General features: G+C 68.3%; 21 protein-coding genes, 1 pseudogene and 1 other annotated feature. Of the genes and pseudogenes, 10 read left to right on the top strand and 12 right to left on the bottom strand.

All coding sequences use genetic code 11. The annotated features are described in order from the left end of the window. Positions 1-7 precede the first annotated feature (7 nt). Positions 8-394, bottom strand: a complete 387-nt coding sequence (locus tag M2163_RS02305; protein WP_020124313.1) for a toxin Fic — start codon at positions 392-394, stop codon at positions 8-10. Then, a complete protein-coding gene (locus M2163_RS02300) occupies positions 391-681 on the bottom strand; it encodes a DUF1778 domain-containing protein (protein WP_280892975.1) in 291 nt (96 codons plus the stop codon). The genes M2163_RS02305 and M2163_RS02300 overlap by 4 nt, the downstream gene beginning before the upstream one ends. Positions 682-885: 204 nt before the next feature. On the opposite strand from M2163_RS02300, the pseudogene M2163_RS02295 reads away from it, so the two are divergent. Continuing rightward, a pseudogene (locus M2163_RS02295) lies at positions 886-1,802 on the top strand (transposase family protein). 53 nt (positions 1,803-1,855) lie between these two features. On the opposite strand, the gene M2163_RS02290 reads toward M2163_RS02295, so the two are convergent. From M2163_RS02290 to M2163_RS02280, 3 genes are all read right to left on the bottom strand, one after another. Further along, positions 1,856-2,389 (bottom strand): zinc-binding dehydrogenase, encoded by a 534-nt coding sequence (locus tag M2163_RS02290; protein ID WP_280892974.1) that lies wholly within the window; start codon positions 2,387-2,389, stop codon positions 1,856-1,858. A 49-nt stretch (positions 2,390-2,438) separates the two neighbouring features. Next, positions 2,439-3,682, bottom strand: a protein-coding gene (locus M2163_RS02285) for an IS3 family transposase (protein ID WP_280892852.1) whose coding sequence is annotated in 2 segments (ribosomal slippage) — positions 2,439-3,400 and positions 3,400-3,682 — 1,245 coding nt in all. Because the reading frame shifts where the segments join, the coding sequence is not laid out codon by codon here. Further along, positions 3,273-3,401: a sequence feature (AL1L pseudoknot), on the bottom strand. (Overlaps the previous gene by 129 nt.) Before the next feature lie 47 nt (positions 3,683-3,729). Then, positions 3,730-4,206, bottom strand: a complete 477-nt coding sequence (locus M2163_RS02280) for an alcohol dehydrogenase catalytic domain-containing protein (RefSeq protein ID WP_280892973.1) — start codon at positions 4,204-4,206, stop codon at positions 3,730-3,732. A gap of 226 nt (positions 4,207-4,432) precedes the next feature. Here M2163_RS02280 and M2163_RS02275 point away from each other — a divergent pair, with 226 nt between their 5' ends. After that, positions 4,433-4,843 carry a helix-turn-helix domain-containing protein gene (locus tag M2163_RS02275; protein ID WP_280854763.1) on the top strand — a complete coding sequence of 137 codons (411 nt, stop codon included), beginning with the start codon at positions 4,433-4,435 and terminating at the stop codon, positions 4,841-4,843. 103 nt (positions 4,844-4,946) lie between these two features. On the opposite strand, the gene M2163_RS02270 is transcribed toward M2163_RS02275, so the two are convergent. From M2163_RS02270 to M2163_RS02255, 4 genes are all read right to left on the bottom strand, one after another. Further along, positions 4,947-5,774, bottom strand: a complete 828-nt coding sequence (locus tag M2163_RS02270) for an alpha/beta hydrolase (protein WP_280854764.1) — start codon at positions 5,772-5,774, stop codon at positions 4,947-4,949. A gap of 68 nt (positions 5,775-5,842) precedes the next feature. Then, on the bottom strand, positions 5,843-6,832 hold the full coding sequence (locus tag M2163_RS02265; protein ID WP_280854765.1) for a sigma-70 family RNA polymerase sigma factor: 990 nt from the start codon (positions 6,830-6,832) through the stop codon (positions 5,843-5,845). Positions 6,833-6,985: 153 nt separating this feature from the next. Further along, positions 6,986-8,005 carry a methyltransferase gene (locus tag M2163_RS02260; protein ID WP_280854767.1) on the bottom strand — a complete coding sequence of 340 codons (1,020 nt, stop codon included), beginning with the start codon at positions 8,003-8,005 and terminating at the stop codon, positions 6,986-6,988. Between the two features lie 86 nt (positions 8,006-8,091). Further along, complete coding sequence (locus M2163_RS02255; RefSeq protein ID WP_280892972.1) at positions 8,092-10,872, bottom strand: BTAD domain-containing putative transcriptional regulator; 2,781 nt, start codon at positions 10,870-10,872, stop codon at positions 8,092-8,094. 957 nt (positions 10,873-11,829) lie between these two features. Here M2163_RS02255 and M2163_RS02250 point away from each other — a divergent pair. Both M2163_RS02250 and M2163_RS02245 read left to right on the top strand, forming a co-directional pair. Beyond that, positions 11,830-13,995, top strand: a complete 2,166-nt coding sequence (locus M2163_RS02250) for a discoidin domain-containing protein (protein ID WP_280854770.1) — start codon at positions 11,830-11,832, stop codon at positions 13,993-13,995. Between the two features lie 73 nt (positions 13,996-14,068). Beyond that, on the top strand, positions 14,069-15,148 hold the full coding sequence (locus M2163_RS02245) for a DUF1996 domain-containing protein (protein ID WP_280854771.1): 1,080 nt from the start codon (positions 14,069-14,071) through the stop codon (positions 15,146-15,148). Between the two features lie 191 nt (positions 15,149-15,339). On the opposite strand, the gene M2163_RS02240 is transcribed toward M2163_RS02245, so the two are convergent. Further along, positions 15,340-16,359, bottom strand: a complete 1,020-nt coding sequence (locus tag M2163_RS02240) for a LacI family DNA-binding transcriptional regulator (RefSeq protein WP_280854772.1) — start codon at positions 16,357-16,359, stop codon at positions 15,340-15,342. 71 nt (positions 16,360-16,430) lie between these two features. Here M2163_RS02240 and M2163_RS02235 point away from each other — a divergent pair, with 71 nt between their 5' ends. After that, positions 16,431-16,664 carry a helix-turn-helix domain-containing protein gene (locus tag M2163_RS02235; RefSeq protein ID WP_280854773.1) on the top strand — a complete coding sequence of 78 codons (234 nt, stop codon included), beginning with the start codon at positions 16,431-16,433 and terminating at the stop codon, positions 16,662-16,664. Between the two features lie 159 nt (positions 16,665-16,823). Then, positions 16,824-16,997, top strand: a complete 174-nt coding sequence (locus tag M2163_RS02230; RefSeq protein WP_280854774.1) for a hypothetical protein — start codon at positions 16,824-16,826, stop codon at positions 16,995-16,997. A gap of 285 nt (positions 16,998-17,282) precedes the next feature. Here the strand turns inward: M2163_RS02230 and M2163_RS02225 are convergent, their stop codons facing one another. After that, positions 17,283-18,287, bottom strand: a complete 1,005-nt coding sequence (locus M2163_RS02225; protein WP_280892971.1) for a LuxR family transcriptional regulator — start codon at positions 18,285-18,287, stop codon at positions 17,283-17,285. Positions 18,288-18,694: 407 nt separating this feature from the next. Between M2163_RS02225 and M2163_RS02220 the strand changes: the two genes are divergently transcribed. Next, positions 18,695-19,630, top strand: coding sequence for a PaaX family transcriptional regulator C-terminal domain-containing protein (locus M2163_RS02220; protein ID WP_280892970.1), 936 nt, complete (start codon positions 18,695-18,697; stop codon positions 19,628-19,630). A gap of 61 nt (positions 19,631-19,691) precedes the next feature. Here the strand turns inward: M2163_RS02220 and M2163_RS02215 are convergent, their stop codons facing one another. After that, entirely contained in the window at positions 19,692-20,450 is a 759-nt protein-coding gene (locus tag M2163_RS02215; RefSeq protein ID WP_348541528.1) for a PaaX family transcriptional regulator C-terminal domain-containing protein, read from the bottom strand. Between the two features lie 27 nt (positions 20,451-20,477). On the opposite strand from M2163_RS02215, the gene M2163_RS02210 reads away from it, so the two are divergent. From M2163_RS02210 to M2163_RS02200, 3 genes are all read left to right on the top strand, one after another. Further along, on the top strand, positions 20,478-20,612 hold the full coding sequence (locus tag M2163_RS02210) for a hypothetical protein (RefSeq protein WP_280854776.1): 135 nt from the start codon (positions 20,478-20,480) through the stop codon (positions 20,610-20,612). Positions 20,613-21,668: 1,056 nt separating this feature from the next. Further along, complete coding sequence (locus M2163_RS02205; protein ID WP_280854777.1) at positions 21,669-22,739, top strand: LacI family DNA-binding transcriptional regulator; 1,071 nt, start codon at positions 21,669-21,671, stop codon at positions 22,737-22,739. A 445-nt stretch (positions 22,740-23,184) separates the two neighbouring features. Further along, complete coding sequence (locus M2163_RS02200; protein ID WP_280854778.1) at positions 23,185-24,279, top strand: ABC transporter substrate-binding protein; 1,095 nt, start codon at positions 23,185-23,187, stop codon at positions 24,277-24,279. The last annotated feature ends 47 nt before the right edge of the window (positions 24,280-24,326 follow it).

The following is a 24,326-nucleotide window of genomic DNA, read 5'->3' as shown; positions in this document are numbered from 1 at the left end:
CGAGAGGTCAGGCGACGCTCCAGCCGCGCATTTGACGGCCGATCAGTCCAACCCCCATCGCGCCCGAAGCCGCGTCCCGCACCAGGGCGACCGCCTCCTTCGGCGGATACTCCAGACGGCAGCCGTTCAGCACCAGATACGCCTCCGCGCAGTGCCACGCGAACGCCTCGTTGGAGTGCTCCAGACACGGCAACCGCACCAGCGTCTGCAGCAGTGCCGCCGCCTTCAGATAGAGGGACCCATAGACGTCACGCTCCATGGCCCGGGCATTGACCCGGGCGACCGCCGCGTACAGGGGACCGTAGTCGTCTACCTGCGGATCTCCGGGAAGCAACTCGGCAGCGTGCAGCAGGAAAGTCACGTCAAGAGGGTGAAGCGGTTCGTGCTGCGTCACGCGGCGTGACCCCGCTCCTGCTGCTTCTCAAGATCCCGCCGCGCTGCCAGCTCTTCGGCGCGGTGCTCCCCGTCAGCGCCGGCCGCCTCCGCGAACGCGTCGCCGCTGCGGGCCATCGACGCGCGGAAGGCTTCAAGGAAGTGCGTCTCCACGGCGGTGGCACGGGCGTAAGCCGCCGACAGGATGTACTCCTGCAAGCTGACGCCCTCCTGTCGCGCTGCCGCTTCGATCGCGGCACGCTGAGCCGGATCGGGGAAACGTAGGTTCATGGCTTTGGGCTGAGACATGGTACCGATGGTACCTCCGGTATCATGCCGGGTGCCATCCCGGACACGCAGCAAGTACGAACCTCGCATGCGCAGGCCGACACGGCCGGGCGCGGAGCCCGACAGTGTGTCCCATCGCGTCAAGGGCGAAGTCCTTACGAGTTGGTGCGTCAAAGCGGGGGAGGCGTTGTGCCTGGCCGGTGACATGATCCGCTTGTGGTGATCATGGTCAATCGGGCGGTGCCGGCGCATCAGCTGTTCACGGGGATCTCGCAGCATCATCTCGCCTGCCTGATCGAGGAGTTGCCGGCGCCATGGCAGGCTGGTCTTGAAGGCCGCCGTCATACTGCACGGGGCGGAATCCGCAAGCGCGCCGAGGGCGCCGGGGCCCGCCACCAACTGATCTTCTTCGACTGGCTGATGGCCACGCTGATCCATCTGCGACACGACCTGCCACATTCGGTGCTGGGCCTGCCGTTCGGTGTCGACCGCTCCACCCACACCCGCGCGCTCTCGGAGATACGACCGCTCTCCTGGCCGCGCGGGGACGTGCGGTCCCCCACCGTCCCGGCCTGGGCTTCGGACGCTGGCTGACGTGTTCGCCTATGCTCAGGCCGCGGGCATCGAGCTGCGGTTGGATGCCACCGAGATCCAGGTCCGCCGACCACCGGCCGGCCGCAGCGGACGACGCGCGTTCGTCTCGGACAAGAAAAGAACAGAACACCATGAAGACCACCGTGATCGCTGACTGGCGGGGCCGCACGTTATGGACCGACGCCCTGCGGCCTGGGCCTATGCAAGACGCCACGGCCGCCCGCAACGAAGGCATCGCCGACTGCTTCCAGTACTTCCCCGACGTCGAGGTCCTCCTGGACGACGGCTACCTCGGCCTGAGCCGTGACCACCGCGGGCAAGCCATCACGCCACCCAGACAATCCCGGCCTGGAGCACTGCCCGGCAGAGTCGAACAGTGGGAACGTGACCGCCACGAACACTCCTCCGACCGCATCACCGTCGAACACGCCCTCGCCGACCACAAACGCTGGAAACAACTGACCCGCTGGACCCACCGCCGCGACCGCCTGCCCGACACCTACCGCGCCATCGCCGGCCTCGTCTCCGACCGCACCCTCACCACCTGAAAACAGGCCACGACCAGGCCGAACACGCCCCACCCACTATCACGCACCACTCGTTAGGCGTGGGTTGGTCGACCAGGGATCTCAATGACGATCTTGCCGAAGATACCGCTGGCGGCTTGCGCTCGATAAGCGGCAGGGGCCTCCTCGAAAGCGTAACGGTGCTGGATGATCGGGTGGAGGTCGCGGGTTTCGATGAATTCCACCAAGTCGCGGTGCATTCGCCGACTGGCGCCGGCCACCCCGCGCAAGTTGATCTGCTTCGCCAGCAGGCTGCGGCTGAGAGGCTTGGTGTCCAGCTCGAAGAGTCCGACGCTGGCCACTTCGCCTGTCTTGCCTACTGCTTCCATGGCCTGTGGCAGGAGTCCCACGCCAACGGTATCGACTATCTTGCGGACGCCGCCGGTGCTGTGAGCCACCTGGGCTGCCCAGTCTGGGGTTTCGACGCTGTTGAGTACGCTTGCTACACCCATGTCACGTAGTTTTTCCACGTGGTCCCGGCGACGCACGACGACGTGAGCGTCAGCGCCAAGAGCGAGACACAGCTGGACGGCGAACAGTGCCACTCCGCCTGTTCCCAGCGTCAACATCGACCCTCCCTTGGTGATCGGGTGAACCGCTCCGGGATCGATGGAGGCTCTATGCGTTGACTCCAGCTGCCGGTTGGGGCTGGTGTTGAGCGTAGTAGTTGGTCTCGTGTTCGTGCGGCGGGACGTCGCCGATCCCGGTGTGGAGACGCTGGTTGTTGAACCAGTCGACCCATTCGGCGGTGGCGAGTTCGACGTCGGCGAGGCCGCGCCAGGGCCTGCGGGGCTTGATCAGTTCCGTTTTGTAGAGGCCGATCTGGGACTCCATGAGCGCATTGTCCAGGGCGTCGCCGACGGTGCCGATCGAGGCGTCGATGCTGGCCTCGAGGAGGTGCGCAGTGAATGCGAACGATGTGTATTGGCTACCCGCATCCGAATGGTGAACCAGTCTCTCTCCAGCGGGAGTTCCCGCGCGGTCGCGGCGCCACAAGGCCATGTCGAGGGCGTCGAGGACGAGCTTGGCCCGCTTGCTGGTGGCGGCGGACCAGCCGACGATCGCCCGGGAGTACACGTCCACGACGAAGGCGACGTAGACGAGCCCGGACCAGGTGGGGACATAGGTGAAGTCGGCGACCCACCGCTCGTTCGGTCGGGACGCGGTGAAGTCGCGCCTGAGCAGGTCAGCGGCCCGCTCGTGGCCGTCGTGTCGGAGAGTGGTGCGGATCTTCCTCCCTCGTCGGGCGCCCTCCAGGCCCAGGTCGCGCATCAGCCGGGCGACGGTGCAGCGGGCCGCCGGTATTCCTTCGCGGTGCAGCTGCCGCCAGACCTTCCGCACTCCGTAGACGCTGAAGTTGTCCGTGTGGACGCGGCTGATCTGCGTCTTCAGCTCGGCGTCGCGGACCGATCGGACGCTGGGTGTGCGGTTCTTGGCGGCGTAGTAGGTGCTCGTCGCGATCTTCAGTCCGTGGCTGGTCAAGACTCGGCAGATCGGCTCGACTCCGAACACCTCGCGGTGTGCGTCGATGAACGCTACGAGCGCTTCGACGGCCGGTCGAGCTCGGCCGCGAAGAAAGCCGAAGCCGCTTTGAGGATCTCGTTCGCCCGCCGCAGTTCGGCGTTCTCGGCCCGCAGCCGTTTGATCTCCGCGGCCTCCTCGGACGTTGTGCCGGGCCGCTGGCCGGCGTCCACCTCGGCCTTGCGGACCCAGGTCCGCACCGTCTCTGCCGCACCGATGCCCAGCTTCGCCGCGACCGCCTTCATCGCCGCCCACTCGGTCGGGTAGTTCGGTCGGATCTCAGCAACCATGCGCACCGCTCGTTCGCGAAGCTCAGCGGGGTAGGGGGACGGACGTGCCATGACTCGATCCTCTCAGGGAATCGAGCCTCCACCAGACCCGGAGCGGTTCACGGGTGGTCGCCGAACATTGCATTCCACGCGGTACCACCCGCAATTGGCAGGGTTGATGCCTCTGCTGAGTCCAGGTTCTGCGGTGCACGTGCCAGATGGTCCGCAGGCAGAACGACGTACTCCGCCAGAACTCCATCGAGATCGAGCGCTCCAAGGCCGAGGCCGAAATCATCGACCGGTACTCCATCTTCCCAACCACGAACACCGGTACTTGTTACCCGGTCCCCGACAGCCCACGCATCGGCGCCTTCGCCGATGGCGTCAATAGTGCCAGCGACGTCGGACAGCGGAATGAGGTTCCGGCCTGCAGTACGGCCGTACCAGTTGGTCAATATCAGCTGATCTCGATAGTTGATCGACGCGGCCTCGACTTTGATCCGGACTTCACCCCGGCCAGGCTCGGGCATGTCGGCGTTTTCCAGGATGAGGTCGGAAGCCTCAGTGACGCCGGCCGGCAGCATCCATCGTTTCATACGGGAATTTCCTGTTCTTGCGAGTTGTGATGCCCAACTGCATCTGGTGAGAACTCGGGCAGTTCTGCGAGGCCAGCTGCAACGTCCAGCCGCGGTGGATATCGAACCGGGTCCGCTCAACGGGCGCGTTCGGCTGGATGTCGATCAGGCTGATGTGCGTGAGAGCATGTGGTAACCATAGGAGACCAGAGTCCGAGTGTGTAGCGGGCACTTTGAGGTGACCACCATGAGCACGCACCCCATCCTGGCCAGCGCCGCCAAGACCGACGCCTTCTCGGCCGACTGTCCGACCCGCGAAATTCTCGACCGGCTCGGAAGTAAATGGGTTTCATTGATCATTGTCGCATTGGCTGACAGGCCGCATTATTTCGGCGAGTTGCTCAGACGCCTAGAGGGAGTGTCCAAGAAAATGCTTGTCCAGTCTCTACGCATGCTCGAAAGCTACGGAATAATCGGCCGTGAACCGAAGAAGGTTGGAGCCGTCATCAAGGTCTGCTACGGGCTGACTGAACAAGGGAAATCCCTTGTCGAGCCGCTGTTTGCTGTTTATACTTGGGCGCAAGAGAACACCGACACAATGCTGTTGAACCAGGAGGTTTACAACAGGACTGTGTCGCCGCGCGCAGCTCACCGTTAACTGGCAGTCAAATGGCCGGTGAGGAATTCGGCTTGTCGGGGCTCCCCTTCCCGCTTTCGGAAAGCGTGAATGCGGGAAGGGGAAGAAGTCAACGGATTGGGACTTACCCGATCACGATCCCGACGGCAGTAGCGAATTCCGTCGGCTGCTCAAGGTGGCCGAAGTGGCCACTGTCCTTCAGTTCGACCAATTGTGCACCGGGGATGGAGGAATGCAGCACCTCCGCCCACCGCGGTCCGCAGATGAAGTCGTGGGTGCCGACGATGACGACCGTCGGCGCCTTGATCTCGCCGAGCTGATCACGCAGGTCGAACGCTTCCGGGGTCTGGGGCACCAGCCACGCACGGATCCCGTCGACCAGGTCGACGAACTCCGCCTTTCGGCCGGGGAAGTCGGCGAAGTAGCACGGAAGCGCATCGCGCAGTGCGGAGGTCATCGTCTCGTCGTCGGTGGCGCTCGTGAGCCGCTCGAAGGCAGCCGGCATACCAGGGTCGATGGACGCGTATGCGGCCACACCCCCCATGGCCTGCGCAAAGAACTCCTGGTCGGCCACCGCGGTCGTGTCGTACAGGATCAGGCCCGCCACCCGGTCCGGATACTCCAGGGCGTAGCGCTGCATCACGAAGCCGCCGTGCGAGTGCCCGAGGAGGTGCACCCTGGGTTCGGCGAGGTCGTCGACGACCGCGGCGAGGAAGGTGACGTAGGTCTTGAGGTCGTAGCTCTCCAGGCGCCCCGAATCACCGGTGCCGACCGGCTCCAGGTAGACCATGGTGTAGTGCCGCTCCAGCGCAGGCATCCGCAGGTACCACCAGGCGGTGCCGGGACCGCCTGAGTGGGCCACGCAGACGGGGCCTTGGCCCGCGACGTGGTAGACCTGCCGGACGCCACCCACCGAGATCTCGTGGGTACGCAGAGTGGGGTCGGTATTCAACTCGTTCTCCTCTTCCGATGCTGCTGACCCGACCAGATGCACGTACCACTGGAAAAGTTCGCTCTGACTCAGGATTTTTCTGCATCGGACGGAGTCGTATGGAAGAGCGTGACGGAGCGGACTCGTCCTTCGTCCAGGGTCTGCAGCCACACCGCGTGCGGCGGGCAGTGGTCGGGGTCCGTGCCGAGGCTGAGGAGATCGAATTCCCAGATCAGTACATCGTCGCAGGCGACGACCTCAGTCGGGCCGGGCCGGACCCCTGCGGCCAGGTCGCTCTCCATTGTCTGTTCGGCCAGCGCGGTGTCGCCGCGAACGGCCGCAGCCGGCACGATCAACTGGGCGTCGGGCCACCACAGTTCACGGACGACCTGGTGGAAGTCGCCGCGCGCGGTGGCTCGCATGGCATCAGCGGCCTCGCGTGTGCGGGCCGCGGTCGTCGTCGACGCATCGGCGTACGCCATGTCGGCCGTGGCGCGCAGAGCGGTCGCGAGCTTGCGGTGGGCATGGTGCAGTCGGCTGCGTACGGTCCCGACGGGAACACCGCACACGGTGGCGATGTCCGCGTATGAGCGAACGCTGCTGAAGTGACGGAGCAGGGCCATCAGACGGTCCTTCTCCGACAGCGTTGCCATGGCATGCCACACCCAGTCCCGCAACACAGTCCGCTCCAGCAGCACGTCAGCGCCCAAGGCCTCATCAGCAGGGAGGAACCACTCGGGTTCGGCGACCGGCACGGCCCGCCGCGAACGCATCTGCATACGGCAGTTGTTGCGCACGATGGCACGCAGCCATCCCCCGATCGCGGTCGGATCGCGCACGTCACCGATCGACACGAGAGCGGTCACCATCGCGTCCTGCACGGCGTCTTCGGCATCCGGCCCGGCACCGAGCACGCTCAACGCCACTGCCCGCATACCGGCCTCATGCCGCGCCAGGAGTGCACCGAGTGCCCCGACCTCGCCTCGCTGAGCTCTGCCGACCAGCTCACTGTCGTCCATCGCCCGATCATATTGAGCGGCGTCCGTCGGAGTGCCGCCCCGTCCGCCCGACTGGAACATCCGCGAGCACGGGCGTCGCCGCGCCCCGCGCCCGACAAGGACGGCGACAACGATGAGGAACTGAGGCTCCTCGTCTCGCCCTGCCCAGCGCCTCCCGGCCTGGCACAGGACAGGCCGGGAACACCTGACACGGCACAGTATTCTGACGCTTCGTCAGGAGGCTGTCGCCTCGATGATGGAGTAGGGGGACGGTGTGGCGACGATCCGGTCCAGGGTGAAACCGTTCGCGCCGAGCAGTTGCGCGTACTCTTCCGCGGTACGTTCCCGGCCCGGCAGCATGCCCAGCATGGTCAGGTCGACCATCTTCATGTGATGGGGCGCGTCACCCGGCGGGATGACGCCCTCCACGACGAGCAGCCGGGCGGCGGGGGCAGCGGCGCGGCGGACCGTCCGCAGGATTTTGGCCGCGGACTCGTCGTCCCAGTCGTGCAGGATCTGACTCATCAGATAGGTGTCGGCCGTCGGCACGGCCTCGAAGAAGTCGCCCCCGACGGCCTCGACACGGTCGGCCAGCCCGCGCTGCGCCATCGCCGCCGTCGCGTGCGGGACGACTTCGGGCAGGTCGAAGACGATGCCGTGCCGGTCTGGACGCGCGGCGATCAGCTCGGCGAGCAGGCTGCCGTCCGAGCCGCCGATATCCGCCACGGTCCGGCCCGCTGGAAGGTCGTAACCGTCGAACATTCCCCGGCGCATCGAGCCCGTGAGATCTGTCATCGCACGTGCCATCTGCTCGGCTCGTTCGGGCTTCTCGATCAGCCACTCGAAAGCGGGCATGCCGAAGTACCGGTTCGCACCGGGCTCACCCGTGCGCACGGTGTGGAGCAGTTCACCGAACGGGCCGTAATGCGTCTCCATCCACATCTCGGCCACATTCGCGAGCGTCGCCGGGTGCGTCCGGGAGAGCAGGGCACCCAGCGGGGTGGTCTCCACGAGCTCCCCGTCCGTGCGGAACAGGCCGAGCATGGCGAGCGTACGGATGAGCCGGCTCAGCGGCTGCGGCTTGGCACCACTGCGTTCGGCCAGGTCACCCACGCTGAGCGGACCGTCCTCGAGCATCGTGCAGATGCCGAGCTTCGTGACCACGTACAGGGCCTGGGACACCTGGAATCCGCCCAGCAACTGTGTCATGACGAGGGAGGGGGCGGGCGCGGGGCCAGGTGCTGTCTCGGACATGCTGTTCGCCTTTCACAGATCATCGCTTGCCCTGCAAGCATCTGCGCGCGACGTTCATGTGACATAGATGCGGCGTATACGCATGCTCACTGCCGGGCGAGAAGCCGGGCCAGTTCGGCGCCGAGCCGCGAGGCCCCGGGATCGTCGGTCGTCGACACCCGTTCCAGTGCCTGCCGGTACACGTCCTGCGCTTGCCGTGCGCGGCCGGCGCGCTGATACGCGTCACCGAGGGCGCGCAACGTGCCGGCCTCCCGGAAATGCGCCCCGTGCCGCCGGTAGATCGCGGCCGCTCGCCGGTAGCTGTCGGCCGCGTCGTCAATACGTTCCTGCCGCGCCTGGATGAAGCCGAGCGTGTCCCATGTGTCCGCCAGGGCATAGGGGCTCAGGTGTACGTCCAGGGCGAGGGCTTGGCGAACGTGGTCGGCTGCTTCCTCCAGTTGGCCGAGCTGGGCGTACAGCCAGCTCACCGAGTTGAGTGCGCCGGCCCGCCGAGCGGGGTCGGTTCCCGGTGGGTAGAGGGCCAGAGTCTCGTGTGCGTGTTCCAGGGCTGCGACGTGGTCACCTTGCTCGGTCAGCAGGTAGCCGATGCGGGAACGGGTGGCGGCGGCATCCTCCCGGGCACCGGTCTCAGTGAAGATCGCGAGTGCGCGATGCAAGTGGCCGCAGGCTTCCTGATGACGTCCCATGTTCGCGTCGGCCAGGGCGAGCCCCCACAGCGCGCGGCCTTCGGCCGCCGGGTCACCGCTGCGAACGGCGGCGGCTACACCGGTCTGCTGGGACACCTGCAAGTGGTGCCACATCCCTTGCCGGTTGAGATGGTCGCGCAGCAGCGCGGCGAGCTGCCAGGCGTGCCGGTCGAACCGTTCGCGGTCGGCCAGGTCGAGGGCGGCCAGCAGGGCGGTGTACTCGCTCTGGTACCAGTCCGCGGGCTCGGGGGCTTCGCAGATCACGCCGTCCACGGGACGCTCGGGCAGGATCTGGTGCCGGATCGCGAAGAGCTGATGCGCCGCCAAGCGCGTCGTGTGGACGTAGTGGTCGAGCAGGCGGTGGACGACCGCTCGCCGCTCCTGCTCGTCGTCCTGGTCGCGGCTCCGGTCCTGCCCGAACGCCCGGACGAGGTCGTGCATCGCGTACCGGCCCGGCAGCTCCTCGAGGAGCAGGGCCGCCGCGGCGAGCTCGTCGAGGAGGATACGTGTCTCGGTCCTGGTCAGGGCCAGCATGCTCGCGGCGGCGTCGACGCTCAGGTGGGGACCCGGATGCAGGCAAAGCCGCCGGAACGCCTCAGCAGGGCGTGCGCCGAGTGCGCGGTAGGACCAGGAGAGCACCACGCTGACGTCGACCGACGCGTCGGGGGTCCGGAAGGCGGCCAAGGTGCCGTGCGCGGTGTTCAGCTCGTCTGCCATCACGCCGAGGGGAATGTGCTCGGCCACCACTGCGCGGGCGGCCACCACCGCCAGGGCCAGGGGGAGCCGTCCGCTGCGCTCGACGATGTCACGAGTGGCACGTGGCTCGGCCCGGACGCGGTCTGGGCCGACCCGGGCGGCGAACAGTGCTGCCGCCTCGTCGTGTCCGGGTGGCAGCAAGGTCAGCAACCGCGCGCCGTCGCGCACCAGCAGGCCGCTGAGCGTGCCCCTGCTGGTCACGATCACCAGGCAGTGTCCGGTGCCGGGCAGGAGTTCCCTGACCTGGTCCGTGGTGGCGGCATTGTCCAGCAGGATGATCATCCGGCGGTCGGCGACGAGACTGCGGAAAAGTCCTGCACGGACCTCGGGATGGTCCGGCACGTCGGAGGCGGCCACACCGAGGGCCTGCAGAAATCCGCCGAGGATTTCGGCGGGTGCGGCAGGATCGCGGCCCGGCCCGTATCCGCGCAGATCGGCGTAGAGCTGCCCGTCGGCGTAGTCCGGTGCGACGCGGTGGGCCCAGCGCAGCGCCAGCGTGGTCTTGCCCACGCCGCCCATACCCGAGATCACCGTGATCACCGGCCCCGGACCGCCGGCGGCCAGCAGAACGTCGGCGCGCCGTAACGCCTCCTCGCGGCCGACGAACACGGCTGGTGACGCGGGCAGGTGGGCCGGACGGCCGACAGGTGAGGAGGCGGCGCCCACCAGGTCCGGATCGCCTCGGACCACCCGCAGATAGCACTGCTGCAGCTCTGGACCGGGGTCCACACCCAGTTCGTCCGCGAGCAGCCGGCGGCACTGCTGGTATGTGGCGATCGCGTCGGCCTGGCGCCCACAGCGGTACAGGGCGGTCATGACCAGTTGCCGCAGATGCTCGTTCAGCGGATGCGCGAGGACCAGGGAGTGCAGCTCCGGCACCACCGCGTGGTGGCGGTCCAGCTCCAGATCGAGTGCGAGACGTGTGGTGAGCGCCGACAGCTGCCGCTGGGCCAGTGCCCTACGGTGCCGGTCCGCGCCGGGCCCGGCGACGTCGGCGAGCGCCGGTCCGCGCCACAGTCCCAGCGCCTCGCGCAGCCGATCGGCGGCGGCCACCCGGTCGCCCGCTGTCCGCGCCCGGTCCGCGTCCGCCACGAGTCGCTCGAAGACCTGCAGATCGAGTACGCCTGCGGCGATCTCCGCGAAATACCCGCCGGAGGACGACTGGATCGCGACTCCGGCCGCCGGGTCGGATCCCAGCGTCCGGCGCAGCTGGTGCACGTACGACCGGATAACCGCCACCGCGCTTGGCGGGGCCTCCTCGCCCCACAGCTCATCGGCGAGCTCCCGCACCGAGGCCGGAGTGCCGCGGCGCAGGACGAGTGCGCTCAGCAAGGCACGCCGCTGGGGCGGGCCTGCGGATACCACTGTCTCCCCACGCCTGAGGAGAAGCGGGCCGAGCACACCGACGCGCAGACGCTCACTCATCATCACTCCCGGGGATGCAGCCTGGTGGAAGCGTGCCGTGAGGATATAGCGGGCCCTGAGCATCGCTTTCGGCGGGCTAACAGGGTGTCTTGGACATGGAGTTCGCGCGGGCACGCAGTCCCCGCACACAGAAGTGACCACCTGTGACCGCAGGCAGCATGCGTGTACACGTCCGGACCGTGTGCACTTCGGTCGGTATCGGGAAGCGCGCCCTCCAGCGGATTGAGGACGACCTGAACGCCGACGATATCGACGGACGGCCCTGAACTAGCCGCCACTGCGCGAGTTCCGACATGGCACCGACACCCCCGGCGGGTCTCGGCTGCCTGCGCATGTGATCAGAACCGCAGCCAAGAGGGCGGAGCGGATCGGATCCGACTGCGCCCCCTCCCGCGCCTCGAACGAGGCCGCCGCCTTGCAGCACGAGGTACCTCCGGTGTGCCACGTGGAGCAAATATCCAGTCTTAATGAAAGTAGAAAGAAAAGTGCGCGCACCACCTTGACCGCCCCGGACGCGACGGGCATGGTTCCGGAGAGCGCTCTCCCACTCATTCCGTGTGAAGGAGTCCCGCCATGTCTGCCGTCGGCACACCCAGCAGCGTCGGTCCTCCACCGACCCTTCCGGCGCAGCGTCATTGGCGTGGTGGTCACCGCACAGATCACGTCCCTCCTCGCCGTGGCATGTGCCGTGCGGACACGACGGTCACCGAGGCTGTCGGCGGCACCCGTTGGCCGAGTCCGGCCACCAGCCCGCAGCGGATGTACGACGATCTCGGTACCCCCGCCCCACTCAGTCGGGTCGAGCCGCCCCGCAAGGCCGCTCATGCCGGGTCCCTCTGATCGAAAACGTCGACGACAACCCCCTGCAGGACGACCGCGCGCCGGCCCGGCGGGGCCATCCCGCGGTGGTCCGCCAGCCGTCACCGTCGGCTCTCCCCCCACCCAGTAGGAGCAGATGTGTCCACAGCCGCCCCGCACCGCAGACCAGCAGGCCGCCGCGCCGTCCCTCCGCTCGTCCTCGGCGCACTGATCGCGTCATCACTCGTCTTCGTCGCTCCACCGGCCCAGGCGGCCGAGACCCTGCTCTCCCAGGGCCGGCCCGCCACCGCCTCGTCCCAGGAAGGCGACGGATACAGCCCCTCGGCAGCCGTCGACGGCAACCTCACCGGCACCCGCTGGGCCAGCAACTGGAGCGATCCGCAGTGGTTGCAGGTCGACCTCGGACAGCGATCCGACCTCAGCCGGGTCGTGCTGACCTGGGAAGGCGCGTACGGCAAGAGCTACCAGGTCCAGGCATCCGACAACGGCACGGACTGGCGGACCTTGAACACGGTGACCGGCGGTGACGGCGGCACGGACGAGGTCGCCGTCTCCGGCTCCGGACGCTATGTCCGCATGCTGGGCACCGAGCGTTCCGGCGCCTACGGCTACTCCCTATGGGAGTTCCAGGTGTACGGGAGCACGGACGGCACACCACCCGCCTCAGGCGCGGTCGACGTCACCGGCTCGCAGGGCAACTGGCAACTGACCGTCGGCGGCCAGCCGTACACAGTCAAGGGGCTGACCTGGGGACCCGCTATCGCCGACGCCCCGAAGTACATGCCCGACGTCAAGTCCATGGGCGTCAACACGATCCGCACCTGGGGCACCGACGCCTCCACCAAGCCACTCCTCGACACCGCAGCGCAGCACGGTATACGCGTCGTGAACGGCTTCTGGCTGCAGCCCGGCGGCGGCCCCGGCTCCGGCGGCTGTGTCAACTACGCCACCGACACCACGTACAAGAACAACATGCTCACCGAGTTCGCCAGGTGGGTGGAGGCGTACAAGAGCCATCCGGCGACCCTCATGTGGAACGTCGGCAACGAGTCGGTTCTCGGCTTGCAGAACTGCTACAGCGGGGCGGAGCTGGAGACGCAGCGCAACGCCTACACCAGCTTCGTCAACGACGTCGCAAAGAGGATCCACGGCATCGATCCCGACCATCCCGTCACCTCGACCGACGCCTGGACGGGAGCATGGCCGTACTACAAGCGCAACGCGCCCGATCTGGACCTCTACTCGATGAACTCCTACGGCAACATCTGCGGCGTGCGGGAGGACTGGGAGCAGGGCGGCTACACCAAGCCGTACATCATCACCGAGAGCGGGCCGGCAGGCGAGTGGGAGGTGCCCGACGACGCCAACGGCGTTCCCGACGAGCCGACCGACGTGCAGAAGGCCGAGGGGTACACGAAGGCGTGGAACTGCGTCACCGGACACCGGGGCGTCGCGCTCGGTGCCACCCTCTTCCACTACGGCATCGAGCACGACTTCGGCGGGGTCTGGTTCAACCTTGTGCCCGACGGGCTGAAGAGGCTTTCCTACTACGCCGTCAAGAGGGCCTACACCGGAACGGCGGGCAACGACAACACTCCGCCCGTCATCTCGAACATGAGCGTCAGCCCCGCCTCGTCCGCCCCGGCGGGCGCCGAGTTCACCGTCCGCGCGGACGTGCGTGACCCCGACGGCGACCCGGTCACCTACAAGATCTTCCTCAGCGGCAACTACGCGAGCGGTGACAAGCGCCTGGTCGAGGCCAAGTGGCGATCCACCGGGAACGGCACCTTCGCCGTGACGGCGCCCGAGAAGCTCGGTGTCTGGAAGGTGTACATCCAGGCCGAGGACGGCCGCGGCAACGCCGGCATCGAGACGAAGTCGGTCAAGGTCGTCGCCCCGCCGGTCGCCGGCACGAACATGGCGCTGAACAAGCCCACCACAGCTTCCTCCTTCCAGCCCTCGTACGGCGACTGCCCGTGCGAACCCGCCAAGGCGACGGACGGCCGGGCAGACACCCGATGGGCCAGCGACTGGAGCGACCCGCAGTGGATCAGGGTCGACCTCGGCGCCGCCACCCCCATCCGTACGCTCCAACTGGTCTGGGATCCCGCCTACGCCAAGTCCTACGAGGTCCAGCTCTCGGACGACGGCACCGCCTGGCGCACCGTCCACTCCACGACCACCGGCAACGGTGACGTAGACACCGTCGATGTCGGGGCGACCGCACGATACGTACGACTGAACCTGACGGCGCGTGGCACCGGCTGGGGCTACTCGCTGCACGAGTTCGGCATCTACAGCTGACGACGGCGAAGGGCGCCCGGCGGCGCCCTCTCGCACCACCCCCACTCGGCACCTCGGCGGGCAAGGAGGCCCCATGAGACCACGTTCGAAACTCCCCGCGCTGCTGCTTGGCACCGCACTCCTCGCAAGCGTCCTCGGAATCGGTACCGTCGCCACGGCGGCCGGCCCCGGCGACGTCGTGGCTGCCTCGGCCGGTGGTCACACCGGGCACACGATGGCGGTGTCGACCCAGGCGTCCGGCGACGACCCCGACGGCGACGGGTACATCCCGGCCGTACCCCCGGTCACCGGCGTGACCCCGTCCGATGCCACTCCGCCGCCGCGCTACCACAAGGAGTTCCAGGCCAACTGCGCCGTCACACACACCGCGCCGGACGACCCGATCGTGTATCCGGGCCAGCCCGGAAAGTCCCACGACCACACCTTCATGGGGAACACGACAACGCACGCCGGCAGCACCACGGCGAGCCTCTACGGAGGCAACACCACCTGTCTGGCCCCGGCCGACGCCTCCGCGTACTGGATGCCGTCCCTGTACAACGGGGACAAGAAGATCCTTCCGGTCGGGCCGCAGGTCATCTACTACAAGGCAGGTGTCACCGACTACACCAGTGTGCGGCCCTTCCCCAAGGGACTGCGGTTCGTGGTCGGCGACCCCATGCAAAGCGCCCAGGAGTTCCGCAGTCACAAGGGATTCGTCGAGGGCTGGGAGTGCGGTGACAGCTTCTTCAACGTCGACTTCCCGGCGAGCTGCCCGAGTCGGCCGGAGGTCCAGCTCAACATCCGCTTCCAGGCGCCCAGTTGCTGGGACGGCCGGTACCTCGACACACCCGACCACAAGAGCCACATGGCCTACCCGGTCGTCAAGCCCGGCACCAACGACAACATGTGCCCGGCCTCCCACCCGGTCGCCCTGCCGATGATCGAGTTCAAGATGGCCTTCCCGGTCAACGGCGACATGAGCCAGGTCCGCCTGGCCAGCGGACGCGGGTACTCCTTCCACTACGACTTCTTCAACGCGTGGGAGGAGCGGACCCTCAGTGCGTTGGTCGACCACTGCATCGTGGGCGGCCTCCAGTGCGACGCCCGCGGCTACGACCAGAACCACCCGGAGCGCGGGGCGGTGCTGAACCAGGACTACCGGCTGCCCTGACCCAGCTGGTGTCCACGAGCTCGACGGCATTCGCCCGGTGCGGGTGCCGTCGGGCTCTTTCCGCTGCCGGCCGGGACCCCGGACAGGGAAGGAACCCAGCGGCGGGCCACCGCGGGTTGCCACGCGATGCCGTGCCCCTGCCAGCCACGTCGGCCGAACCGCTGGGCGCCCAACCGCCACGAAGGCGCCGGTCAGCCGGATTCGCGTACGACCAGCGCCGGCTCGAAGAGGAGGGCGCGAAATTCGGCGCGAGGGCTCTGGACCTGCTCCTCCAGCATCCTGGCCATGGCCGCCGCCATCTCCTCCACCGGCTGGCGCACGGTGGTCAGCGGCGGGCGGCACGTCACGGCGACGCTGGAGTCGTCGAACCCGACGACGGCGACGTCCTCCGGTATGCGCCTGCCCAGCTCTCGAAGCACCTGGCAGGCGCCCTGTGCCATCAGGTCGTTGGCGGCGAACACGCCGTCCACCGAGGGCTGGTCCCGCAACAGCGCGACCATGGCAGCCGCCCCACTGTCCAGAGTGAAGACACCCTCGGCCGTCGCAGGGCTGCCATGCCCGGCGCGCGCCAGGGCATCACGGAATCCGGCGAGGCGTTGCCGGCCGGCCCTCAGATCCGCGGGTCCGCCGATCGCCGCGATACGTCGGCAGCCGCGAGCCAGGAGACGCTCTCCGGCCAGACGTCCCCCCGCGTAATGATCAAGGTCGACGTAACTGACCGGTGTCGTCCGGGCGGGGCGGGCGAACAGCACCGTGGGGACGCGGGCGGCAAGGAGCATGTGCGGCAAGGGGTCGTCCGATTGGATGGAGACCACCAGCGCGCCGTCCGCGCTGCCTTGCCGCACATAGTCGACCACCTGCTTCCCGGCTATCTCCGACTCAGCAAACAGCAGCACGGGTTGGATCATGCGCGTCCGCAGATACCCGACGACGCCGTTGACTACGCGACCGAAGAAGGGGTCGGCGAACACGCGGCCGGCGAAGGTGTCGCCCGCGCCGGAGATGATGAGGGCCAGGGCTCCGGTGCGTCGGGTGACCAGTGCCCTCGCGGCGCTGTTCGGCGTGTAGCCCGTCCGTTCGATCGCGCTGCGGACCAGGTCCTGGATGTGGGGATCGACGTTGCGCACGCCGTTCACGACCCGCGACACGGTGGCGCGGGAGACCCCGGCCTCCCGCGCGACATCCTCCAGCGTCGGGGGCTGCCTGTTCATGGGAAAATTTTAACGTCGGGCACTGCAGGGCACATGCTCGAAGGCGAGCCTGAAAGACCCGAGGTGTCGCCGTGGACGAACTGACCCCGCGCGTGCTCAGCGTGTTCCGCGACGCCGTCGGAAGAAGCACGTCCCTCCGGGAACTCGCCGCCTTGGCAGGGGTCGGTGAAGCCCGCCTGGCGCAGGTCGTCCGTGAGGCCACCGGGCTGTCGCCGTGGCGCCATCTCATCGCTTTGCGCATCACAGAGGCGAAACGGCTCCTGGCCACCACCGCCCTCCCGGTGACCGAGATCGGCTATCGGTGAGGGTTCGCCACCCCATCCCACTTCGCAGCATCCTTCCGCCACGCGACCGGCACGAGCCCCACCCGCTGGCGGGCGACCAGCGCCTGAACCGTCGAGGTCAACTTGGTCTGCTTCGGGCGGGGTTGGGAGAATGCGTTAGACGATCCGAAGCGGTGCAATGTGAGCCCCGTCGATCGCGGCCGCCGAGAGCCCGTCCGGTTCCGGGGCGGGAACCCTGGGCGCGCCGACGATTGGGGCGGGCTCGCCGCCATGGACGCGGACGGAGTCCTGCTGCGGGCGGGCACCGCCGTCCTGCTGGTTGTGGGCGGCGCGCGGGTGTTCCTGGCGGCGTGAAGGTCGCGCCGCCAGGGCGGCCGATGACGCCGGCCTGGCATGGCAGGTGGCCGATGAGCCGTTGCGTCACCTTGCGAACCGCCTTCGTCGCCGCCTCGCGATCCCCCGGCCCAGTGGGCCGCAAGGTCGACTTCGCGAGCGCTGCGGGACGCCGGCCCCTGGCAGCGGCGACCGCGGCCCCCGACCGCCGGCCCTGCCGGGTGGCGCAGTTGGACATCCTTGAACCAACCCAGGTGCTGCGGGCTGGACCGCGTCCGCGGTGTCGTCAGTGGCGTCCGGTGCCCGTTAGAGCCAGCCTCGGCGGGCGGCCTGCCAAGCCAACTGCATGCGGGTGCCCGCTCCGGCCAGTTCCATCAGGCGCTGGATGTGCCGTTGTACCGTGCGGCGGCTCAGGCCCAGTTGGGTGGCCATTGCCTTGTCGGTGACCCCCACCACCAGGAGGGCGAGCAGGCGCCGGTCGAAGGCGGACAGCGGGTCGGGCCCGCCGCCCCCGTCCGTGTCGGCGACCGTGCCGGATGCGTCGATGGCCAGGGGGACGGCGTCCTCCCAGTAGCGTTCGAAGAGGGCGATGAGGGCGGCGAGCAGACTGCTGTCGCGCAGGAGCGCTGCGGTCGGTTCGTCGGGATTGCCCCGCGGGCCGCCGGGCACGAGCGGGCAGACCGCGATGGAACGGTCAGCGATCGCCAGGCGCAGCGGCAGGTGCGGGACCGCGCGGGCGATCTCCCCGGCGCGCATCCCCGAAACAACGTTGTCAACGGCCCCTTCGTCGTCGAAGAAGGCCTTCTCGTACAGCACCCGGTAGTGCACGCCGCGGCCCAGGGCCTCGAATTCCGAGTCGTTGCTGCCCGACGGCATGGCCACGTACTGGGCCTTGCAGAACCAGAGCATCTCGTGCTGGGCATTTGCCTGGATCTGTCGCAGGTGCTGGCGCAGGGCTTCGGCGCCGGTGATGACCTCGATCAGTTCGCTGGCGTCCCGCCGACGCATGGTGTCGCGGTATGTCTGCAGCAGATTGGTGACTTCGGCGCGGGCGACGTCGAGTGCGTCGGCGTTCTGTCTGAGCCGGGGCAGCAGTGCCACATCGGGGGGAGTGGCGCGGAAGTGCCGCGGCAGCGTGTCGGTGTGGCTCGCCATTCCCTTGGCGGCCAGCGCATCGAGGGCCGCCGCGGCCTCGGTCAGGCTCAGACCGGTGTGCGAGGCGACGTCCTCGGCCGATGCCTGACTGACCGTCATGAGATGCCGGTAGGCGGACTCCTCGGTGTCCGACACCCCTGCGGGCCCCAGCGTCATGGCATCCTCCCCGCGATCGGCCGGCTTCGATGGTTGAACACCGTACTGCACGGTTGTTACCGAGCGTTTAGTCCGGTGATTCGTGTTTGGTCCCGGGTCAGGGTTCCGCCCCGCTCCACTGGCCCGACGTAACCGTCGCCGTTACAGGTCCCTGGGAGAGGCCATTGGGGCAACCCCGAGTCAGTCACCGACAGCCTCGCAGAACGTTGCGATCGATCGCGGTAAGTGAGCGTGCGGGGCCGTTTGATTCAATTGCCCCGCAAAATAAGTCGTCGGGCAGCTGCATCCTCAGGCATGACCCTCCTGTCGGTCGGCCGTGAAGAGACTCCAGCCGCTGTGCATGGCGTGGACTTGCGGCCGGCGGCGGCGTGGCTGACGGCTGCTGCGGTGCCGGATAAGCTGGCGGAATGTCACTGGAGAAGCCGTCTTTGGAGGCGCTGGTTCTGCGACGCGCCGAGGAGGGCAGTGTCCTCCCGCGCCAGCAGACGGGTGCGTCACCACAGCGGCTGCTGACGACGCTCTTGGGGGAGTACTGGCTGGACAGTCCGGCGGCCCTGCCGATGAGCGGGCTCATCGCCCTGCTGGCCGAGTTCGGCATCAGCGAGACGAGCGCGCGGGCGACGGCCAACAGGCTGGTCAAGCGTGGCGTTCTCGCGGCCGAGAAATCTGGGCGACAGTCGTATCTGCGGCTGAGTGACAGCGGGCGGGAGGACAGCCGGCAGAAGAACGCCAGCATCGTGCGATTCGGCAGTGAAGCCCAGGACTGGGACGGTCTGTGGACGGTCGCTGCCTTCAGCGTGCCCGAACAGGAGCGGCACGTACGCCATCGTGTGCGCAGTTACCTGCGGTGGCTCGGGTTCGCTCCTCTCTTCGACGGCCTGTGGGTGTCCGCGCACGCCGATCCCGGCTCGCTCACGCCGATTCTGCGGGCCGCGGGGGTGGAGAACCTGACCGTGCTGAGGGCTTCGGAGGCCGGTGGTGCCTCTCCGCTGAGGGCGTGGGACCTGGACGACGTCGCCGCGTCGTACCGGCAGTTCATCAGCGATCAGCGGGAAACCCTGGCGCAGATGAAGGCCGGGGCCCTGCCGCCAAGTGCGGCGCTGGTCCATCGGACCAAGGTCTTCGACGCCTGGCGCGTCTTTCCCGGGCTGGATCCGAATCTGCCGGAGAAGCTGCTGCCCGCCGACTGGCCGCGGGCACAGGCCTGTGAACTCTTCGCCGCTCTTTTTGACGGGCTGGCCCCGCTGGCGGCGCTGCGGTTCCGGCAGATCATCGAGGCCCATGACAGCGAACTCGCCGAACTGACCGCATACCGCACCACTGCCACGTGGGCGGCCTGCTGAGCAGCCTCGGGCGTCCCGGTTCTCGCGGCCGTGCCGACGGTTCCGGCGACGCCGGCCGGCGTCAGTTCACCGACTGGAACCGCGCCTGTGCGGCGGCGTCCCCGTCGTGGGCGCCCATGATCTGTTTGATGCGTGTCTCGGCCAGTGGGCCCAGGGCGTTGTACGCCTGGGTGAACAGTGCGCGTGCCTCGTCGCGGGGCCATTCGTTCGGCATGTAGTCGCTCGGGAGACCGGGGTCGACACTTGGAAAGCGCCGGTAGGTGTCCATGAGGCGGGTGCGGGCGATCAGCGCGTGTCGTGGCGTGACCTGACCGGCCAGCGCCTCCTGCAGTAAGGGGCGGGTCTCGTCGATGAAGGAGGCGTAGACCTCGGCCAGGGCGTCCAGGTCCCAGGCGGCCAGGGGCGAGCGGTCCGCCGTGAGGTCGGTGGTCCCGCGCAGGACCGTCGCCGTGATGATGTCGAGTTCCTTCAGCACGGCCTGGGCGTCGGCGGCGGTCGCGGAGGCGGACACCCACACCGCGTCGTAGAGCGGTGCGAAGCCGAACCAGCGCAGCCGGGAGCGCAGCAGGTGTCTGCTGTCACGCCGATCCTCGGGCACGGAGAACGCGACGACGGTCCAGTGGCCGTCCCAGTCCGGGTCCAGGCCGAAGGCGGCGATGCGCCGGGCGCCCGCGCTCACTCGCTCGGCGGCCTGGCCGGCGAGGCGGTAGAAGGTCTGGCGGCCCGACTTGCGGACCTCGACGACGCCCCGTCGCAGCAGCCGGTTCATCGCCGCGCGGGCGCTGGACCTGCTGATCCCGAACTCGCACAGCAGATCGATGAGTCCGGCCGAGGAGCGGTGCCGGTCGTGACCGAGCCAGTCATGGCGTTGTCCAACGAGCAGGCCGAGTGGAACCGCAGGACCCGCGATCTGCTAGCCACCGCACCCCGATGTCCGGTGCCGGTCGATGACATCATCCCCGCGGTGATGATCCCGCAATAGCACCGCGGGACGCATTGGGCGACCTCGGCGGCAGAGTCCCTTTACCGCGAGGTGGGTTCGCTGGTGGCCGAGGGACGGGCGGTCGTCCCCGAGGAGCGGCACCGGTTGATGTTGATCGGCCGCTCTGGTTCGACATGGACTTCTACCGCTCCTTCGAGCAGTCGCACGGCGCGGTCTTCGTCTGGTCCATGTACCTCGCCCTCGCGGCCGACGCCTACGCCCGCTACGGCGACGACCCGCTGCGCGCTCTGGCCGCCAGGTTCTGTGCCTTCCGCGACCAGATGTACACACCGCCGTGGTCGGTGGAGTGGTACGTCAAGGAAAGCCCACCGGGTCGACGGAGTGGTCCACCTCATCAGCCCCGACAGCCGCAGCAGTTGGTTCACCACACACGCCCTGCGCCAGGCGGGCATACCGGTGACGGAGATCCGAGCGGACAACGCAGACGGCCGCTCGCTCGACCCGGGGGCTTTGCATGACCATGTCGCGCGGTGGATCGAGTCGCTGCCCGGCCATGAGGGTGATGTGTGAAATGTTCGTCCGCCTGCGTCACCCAGTACGCACCGGACCGACGTCAGCTGGGTGCGCATGCCTGATCCACCGTTCCTTCGGCAGGAGCGCGGGTGCGGGGTGATGACAGCGGGGGGTGCCTGCGAGGCACCGACCCGCGAGACCCCGTATGGCGACACGATCCGTGTGGCGAAAGCCCTACGGGTCCCGAGTCCCTTTGTCGGCCAGCCAACCGGGACGATTGTGAGCCCGCCGAGACCATAGGTGCCTCTGCGGCCATGACCGCGGGGTGCCGTGGGCGGCGCTCCCCGACTCCTCTCCTCACGCCGCTGAAGGTTCCAGGCCATATGGCTGGCCTGCCGGACACGGCGATGCGATGCTCGTGCAGGACGCTCACCCACCGCCTTGTCAGTGCGAAGCGGGCGGATGTATAACGTTGTAAAAGCCGCCGTGGGAAGAGCCAGATCTGGGATTCGACGCCAAGCGCATGGCACGAACCGTGCCAACCCCGACCGCCCGAGCCGAGCCGCTTTGAAGGGGAATGCCGTGCGGGTCAGCCTCAAGGACGTCGCCGCCCACGCGGGGGTCTCGATCAAGACCGTCTCGAACGTGGTCAACAACTACCAGCACGTCACTCCCGCGATGCGCGAACGCGTCCAGCGGTCGATCGACACACTCGGCTACCGCCCCAACCTGGCCGCCCGGCACCTGCGCAAGGGCCGCACGGGCATGATCGCACTGGCCCTGCCCGAACTCGGCAACCCCTACTTCGCCGAACTCGCCGCCGCCGTCATCAACGCCGCCGCAGCCCACGACTACATCGTGCTGCTCGACCACACCGGCGGACGCCGTGAGCAGGAGCTGCTGGTCAGCCAGGGGTTCCGCGCACGCGTCATCGACGGACTGATCCTGAGTCCCATCGAGTTGGAGACCGAGGACCTGCGTGACCGGGCGGAGAGCGTTCCGCTGGTACTGCTGGGAGAGCGGGACTACGACCTGCCGTACGACCACATCGCCATCGACAATGTCGCCGCGGCCCGCGCCGCCGTCCGGCACCTGATTGCTCTCGGGCGCCGGGAAGTGGCCTTCATCGGCGCCCGACGCGGCCGCAGCGAGCCCGCCCAGTTGCGCGTGCGGGGCTGGCGGGAGGAACTCACTGCCGCCGGGCTCCCGGCGGACGACGGGCTGGTGGCTGCCACCGACGGCTGGGGGCATGCCGACGGCGCGGCGGCCATGACGCGCCTCCTCGATGACGGCAGGCGCCCCGACGCGATCTTCGCGTACAACGACCCGATGGCCATCGGCGCGATGCGCGTCCTGCACCAGCGCGGACTGCGCGTTCCCGAGGACATCGCGGTCGTCGGCTTCGACGACGTGGTCGAAGGCCACTTCGGCGCGGTGTCGCTCACCTCCGTGTCGCCCGACAAGGAGGCCATCGGCCGGCTCGCCGTGGAGTCGGTGCTCGCTCGGCTCGGCGGCGCGGCCCCCGAACCCCGCCGCGTCTGGGCGGGCTACCGCCTCGTCGAACGGGAGAGCACCCTCGGACGCGAGGCGCCGGAGTACGGGGTCCAGGACCGACCGGTCGGGCCGCGGCCCGCGGGTCGACCGGCACCCTGAGACCCTTCGCGGAACCTGTCCGTCCTCTTCGTGCCCTTCGCCCCAGACGGGCGGGTTCCGGCCTGCGTCCGCGCTTCGCGCGCGGGCCCGACATGGCCGCGACGACCGAGGCCGGGGGCTCGCAGCGCCCCGGCCCCGCCACAGGAAGTCCTTGGGCTCGCTCCCAGCGCGGAGTCGTCGGCGGCAAACCTGCCAGGCCGTCTCGGCGTTCGCGGGTGGACGGAGGCTGTGCGAACGGCGAAGCGCCGGTAAGCGCTTCCCCTCGTACCTCCGGTTGCTCACGATGCACGCAGGTGTGTGCACAGGGGGTTTACAGCATCCTTCCAACGATGTAAAAACCTCCTTGCGCGGGCCCGACAACGTTGCCCGCCAGGGGAGAAGCACCGTTTCCGTTCCTGGTTCAGCTCCCCAGTTCCTTTTCGGCGTCACCCGGATCGGGGTCCCCATGCAGCGCACCACTCACCGTCCTCGTCTCCTCACCCGGCCCGGGGTCGTGGCCCTGGCCGCCGCGGTTGCCTTGACCGCCGGCGCCTGCGCCAAGTCGGAGGACGACGCCTCCAAGGACACCAAGCCCTCGGCCGCCGCGGGCGCGGAACAAAAGGCCGTCGCACCGAAGCCGGGCAGCAAGTCGTGCACCATCGACGCCTACGGCGCCGAGAAGCTGGATCTGAAGAAGGCGACCGTGGGCTTCTCCCAATCGGAGAAGGAGGCGAACCCGTTCCGCATCGCCGAGACCCAGTCCATCAAGGACGAGGCGAAGAAGCGGGGCGTCAAGTTGCTGACGGCCAACGCCCAGTCGCAGTTCTCCAAGCAGATCAGCGACGTGCAGGACCTGCTCGCCAAGGGGGCCGACCTCCTGGTGATCGCCCCGCTCAACTCCGACGGCTGGGACCCGGTCCTGCAGGCCGCCGCCGCCAAGAAGGTGCCGATCGTCACGATCGACCGCAAGATCAACGCCACCGCCTGCAAGGACTACGTGTCCTTCATCGCCTCCGACTTCGTCGAACAGGGCAAGCGGGCCGCCGACCAGATGATCGAGGCCACGGGCGGCAAGGGCGAGGTCGCCATTCTCCTCGGCTCGGCCGGAAACAACGTCACCACCGAGCGCACCAAGGGCTTCAAGGAGCGGATCGCCGAGAAGGCTCCGGACCTGAAGGTGGTGTTCGAGCAGACCGGTGACTTCGCCCGTGAGAAGGGCCAGCAGGTCACCGAGCAGCTCATCCAGTCGAAGCCCGGCATCAAGGGCATCTACGCCGAGAACGACGAGATGGGCCTCGGTGCGGTGGCCGCGCTCAAGGGCGCCGGCAAGAAGGCCGGCGACGTCAAGATCGTGACGGTCGACGGTACCCGCAACGCCGTCCAGGGCATCGTGGACGGCTGGATCAGCGGCGTCATCGAGTCCAACCCCCGGTTCGGCCCGCTGGCGTTCCAGACGCTGGACACCTTCACCAAGGGTGAGGAAGTCCCGCAGGACGTCATCATCCAGGACAACGCCTACGCCGCGGACAACGCGAAGGCGGAGATCGGCAAGGCCTACTGATCTTCCGGTGGGGGCACGGGCAGCCGTGCCCCCACCGCCTTCCCGGC

The sequence above is a fragment of the Streptomyces sp. SAI-135 genome (assembly GCF_029893805.1).
In the GTDB taxonomy this organism is placed as follows: domain Bacteria; phylum Actinomycetota; class Actinomycetes; order Streptomycetales; family Streptomycetaceae; genus Streptomyces.
The sequence above is the reverse complement of the archived record's forward strand: the minus strand, read 5'-3'. Positions and strand labels throughout refer to the sequence as shown.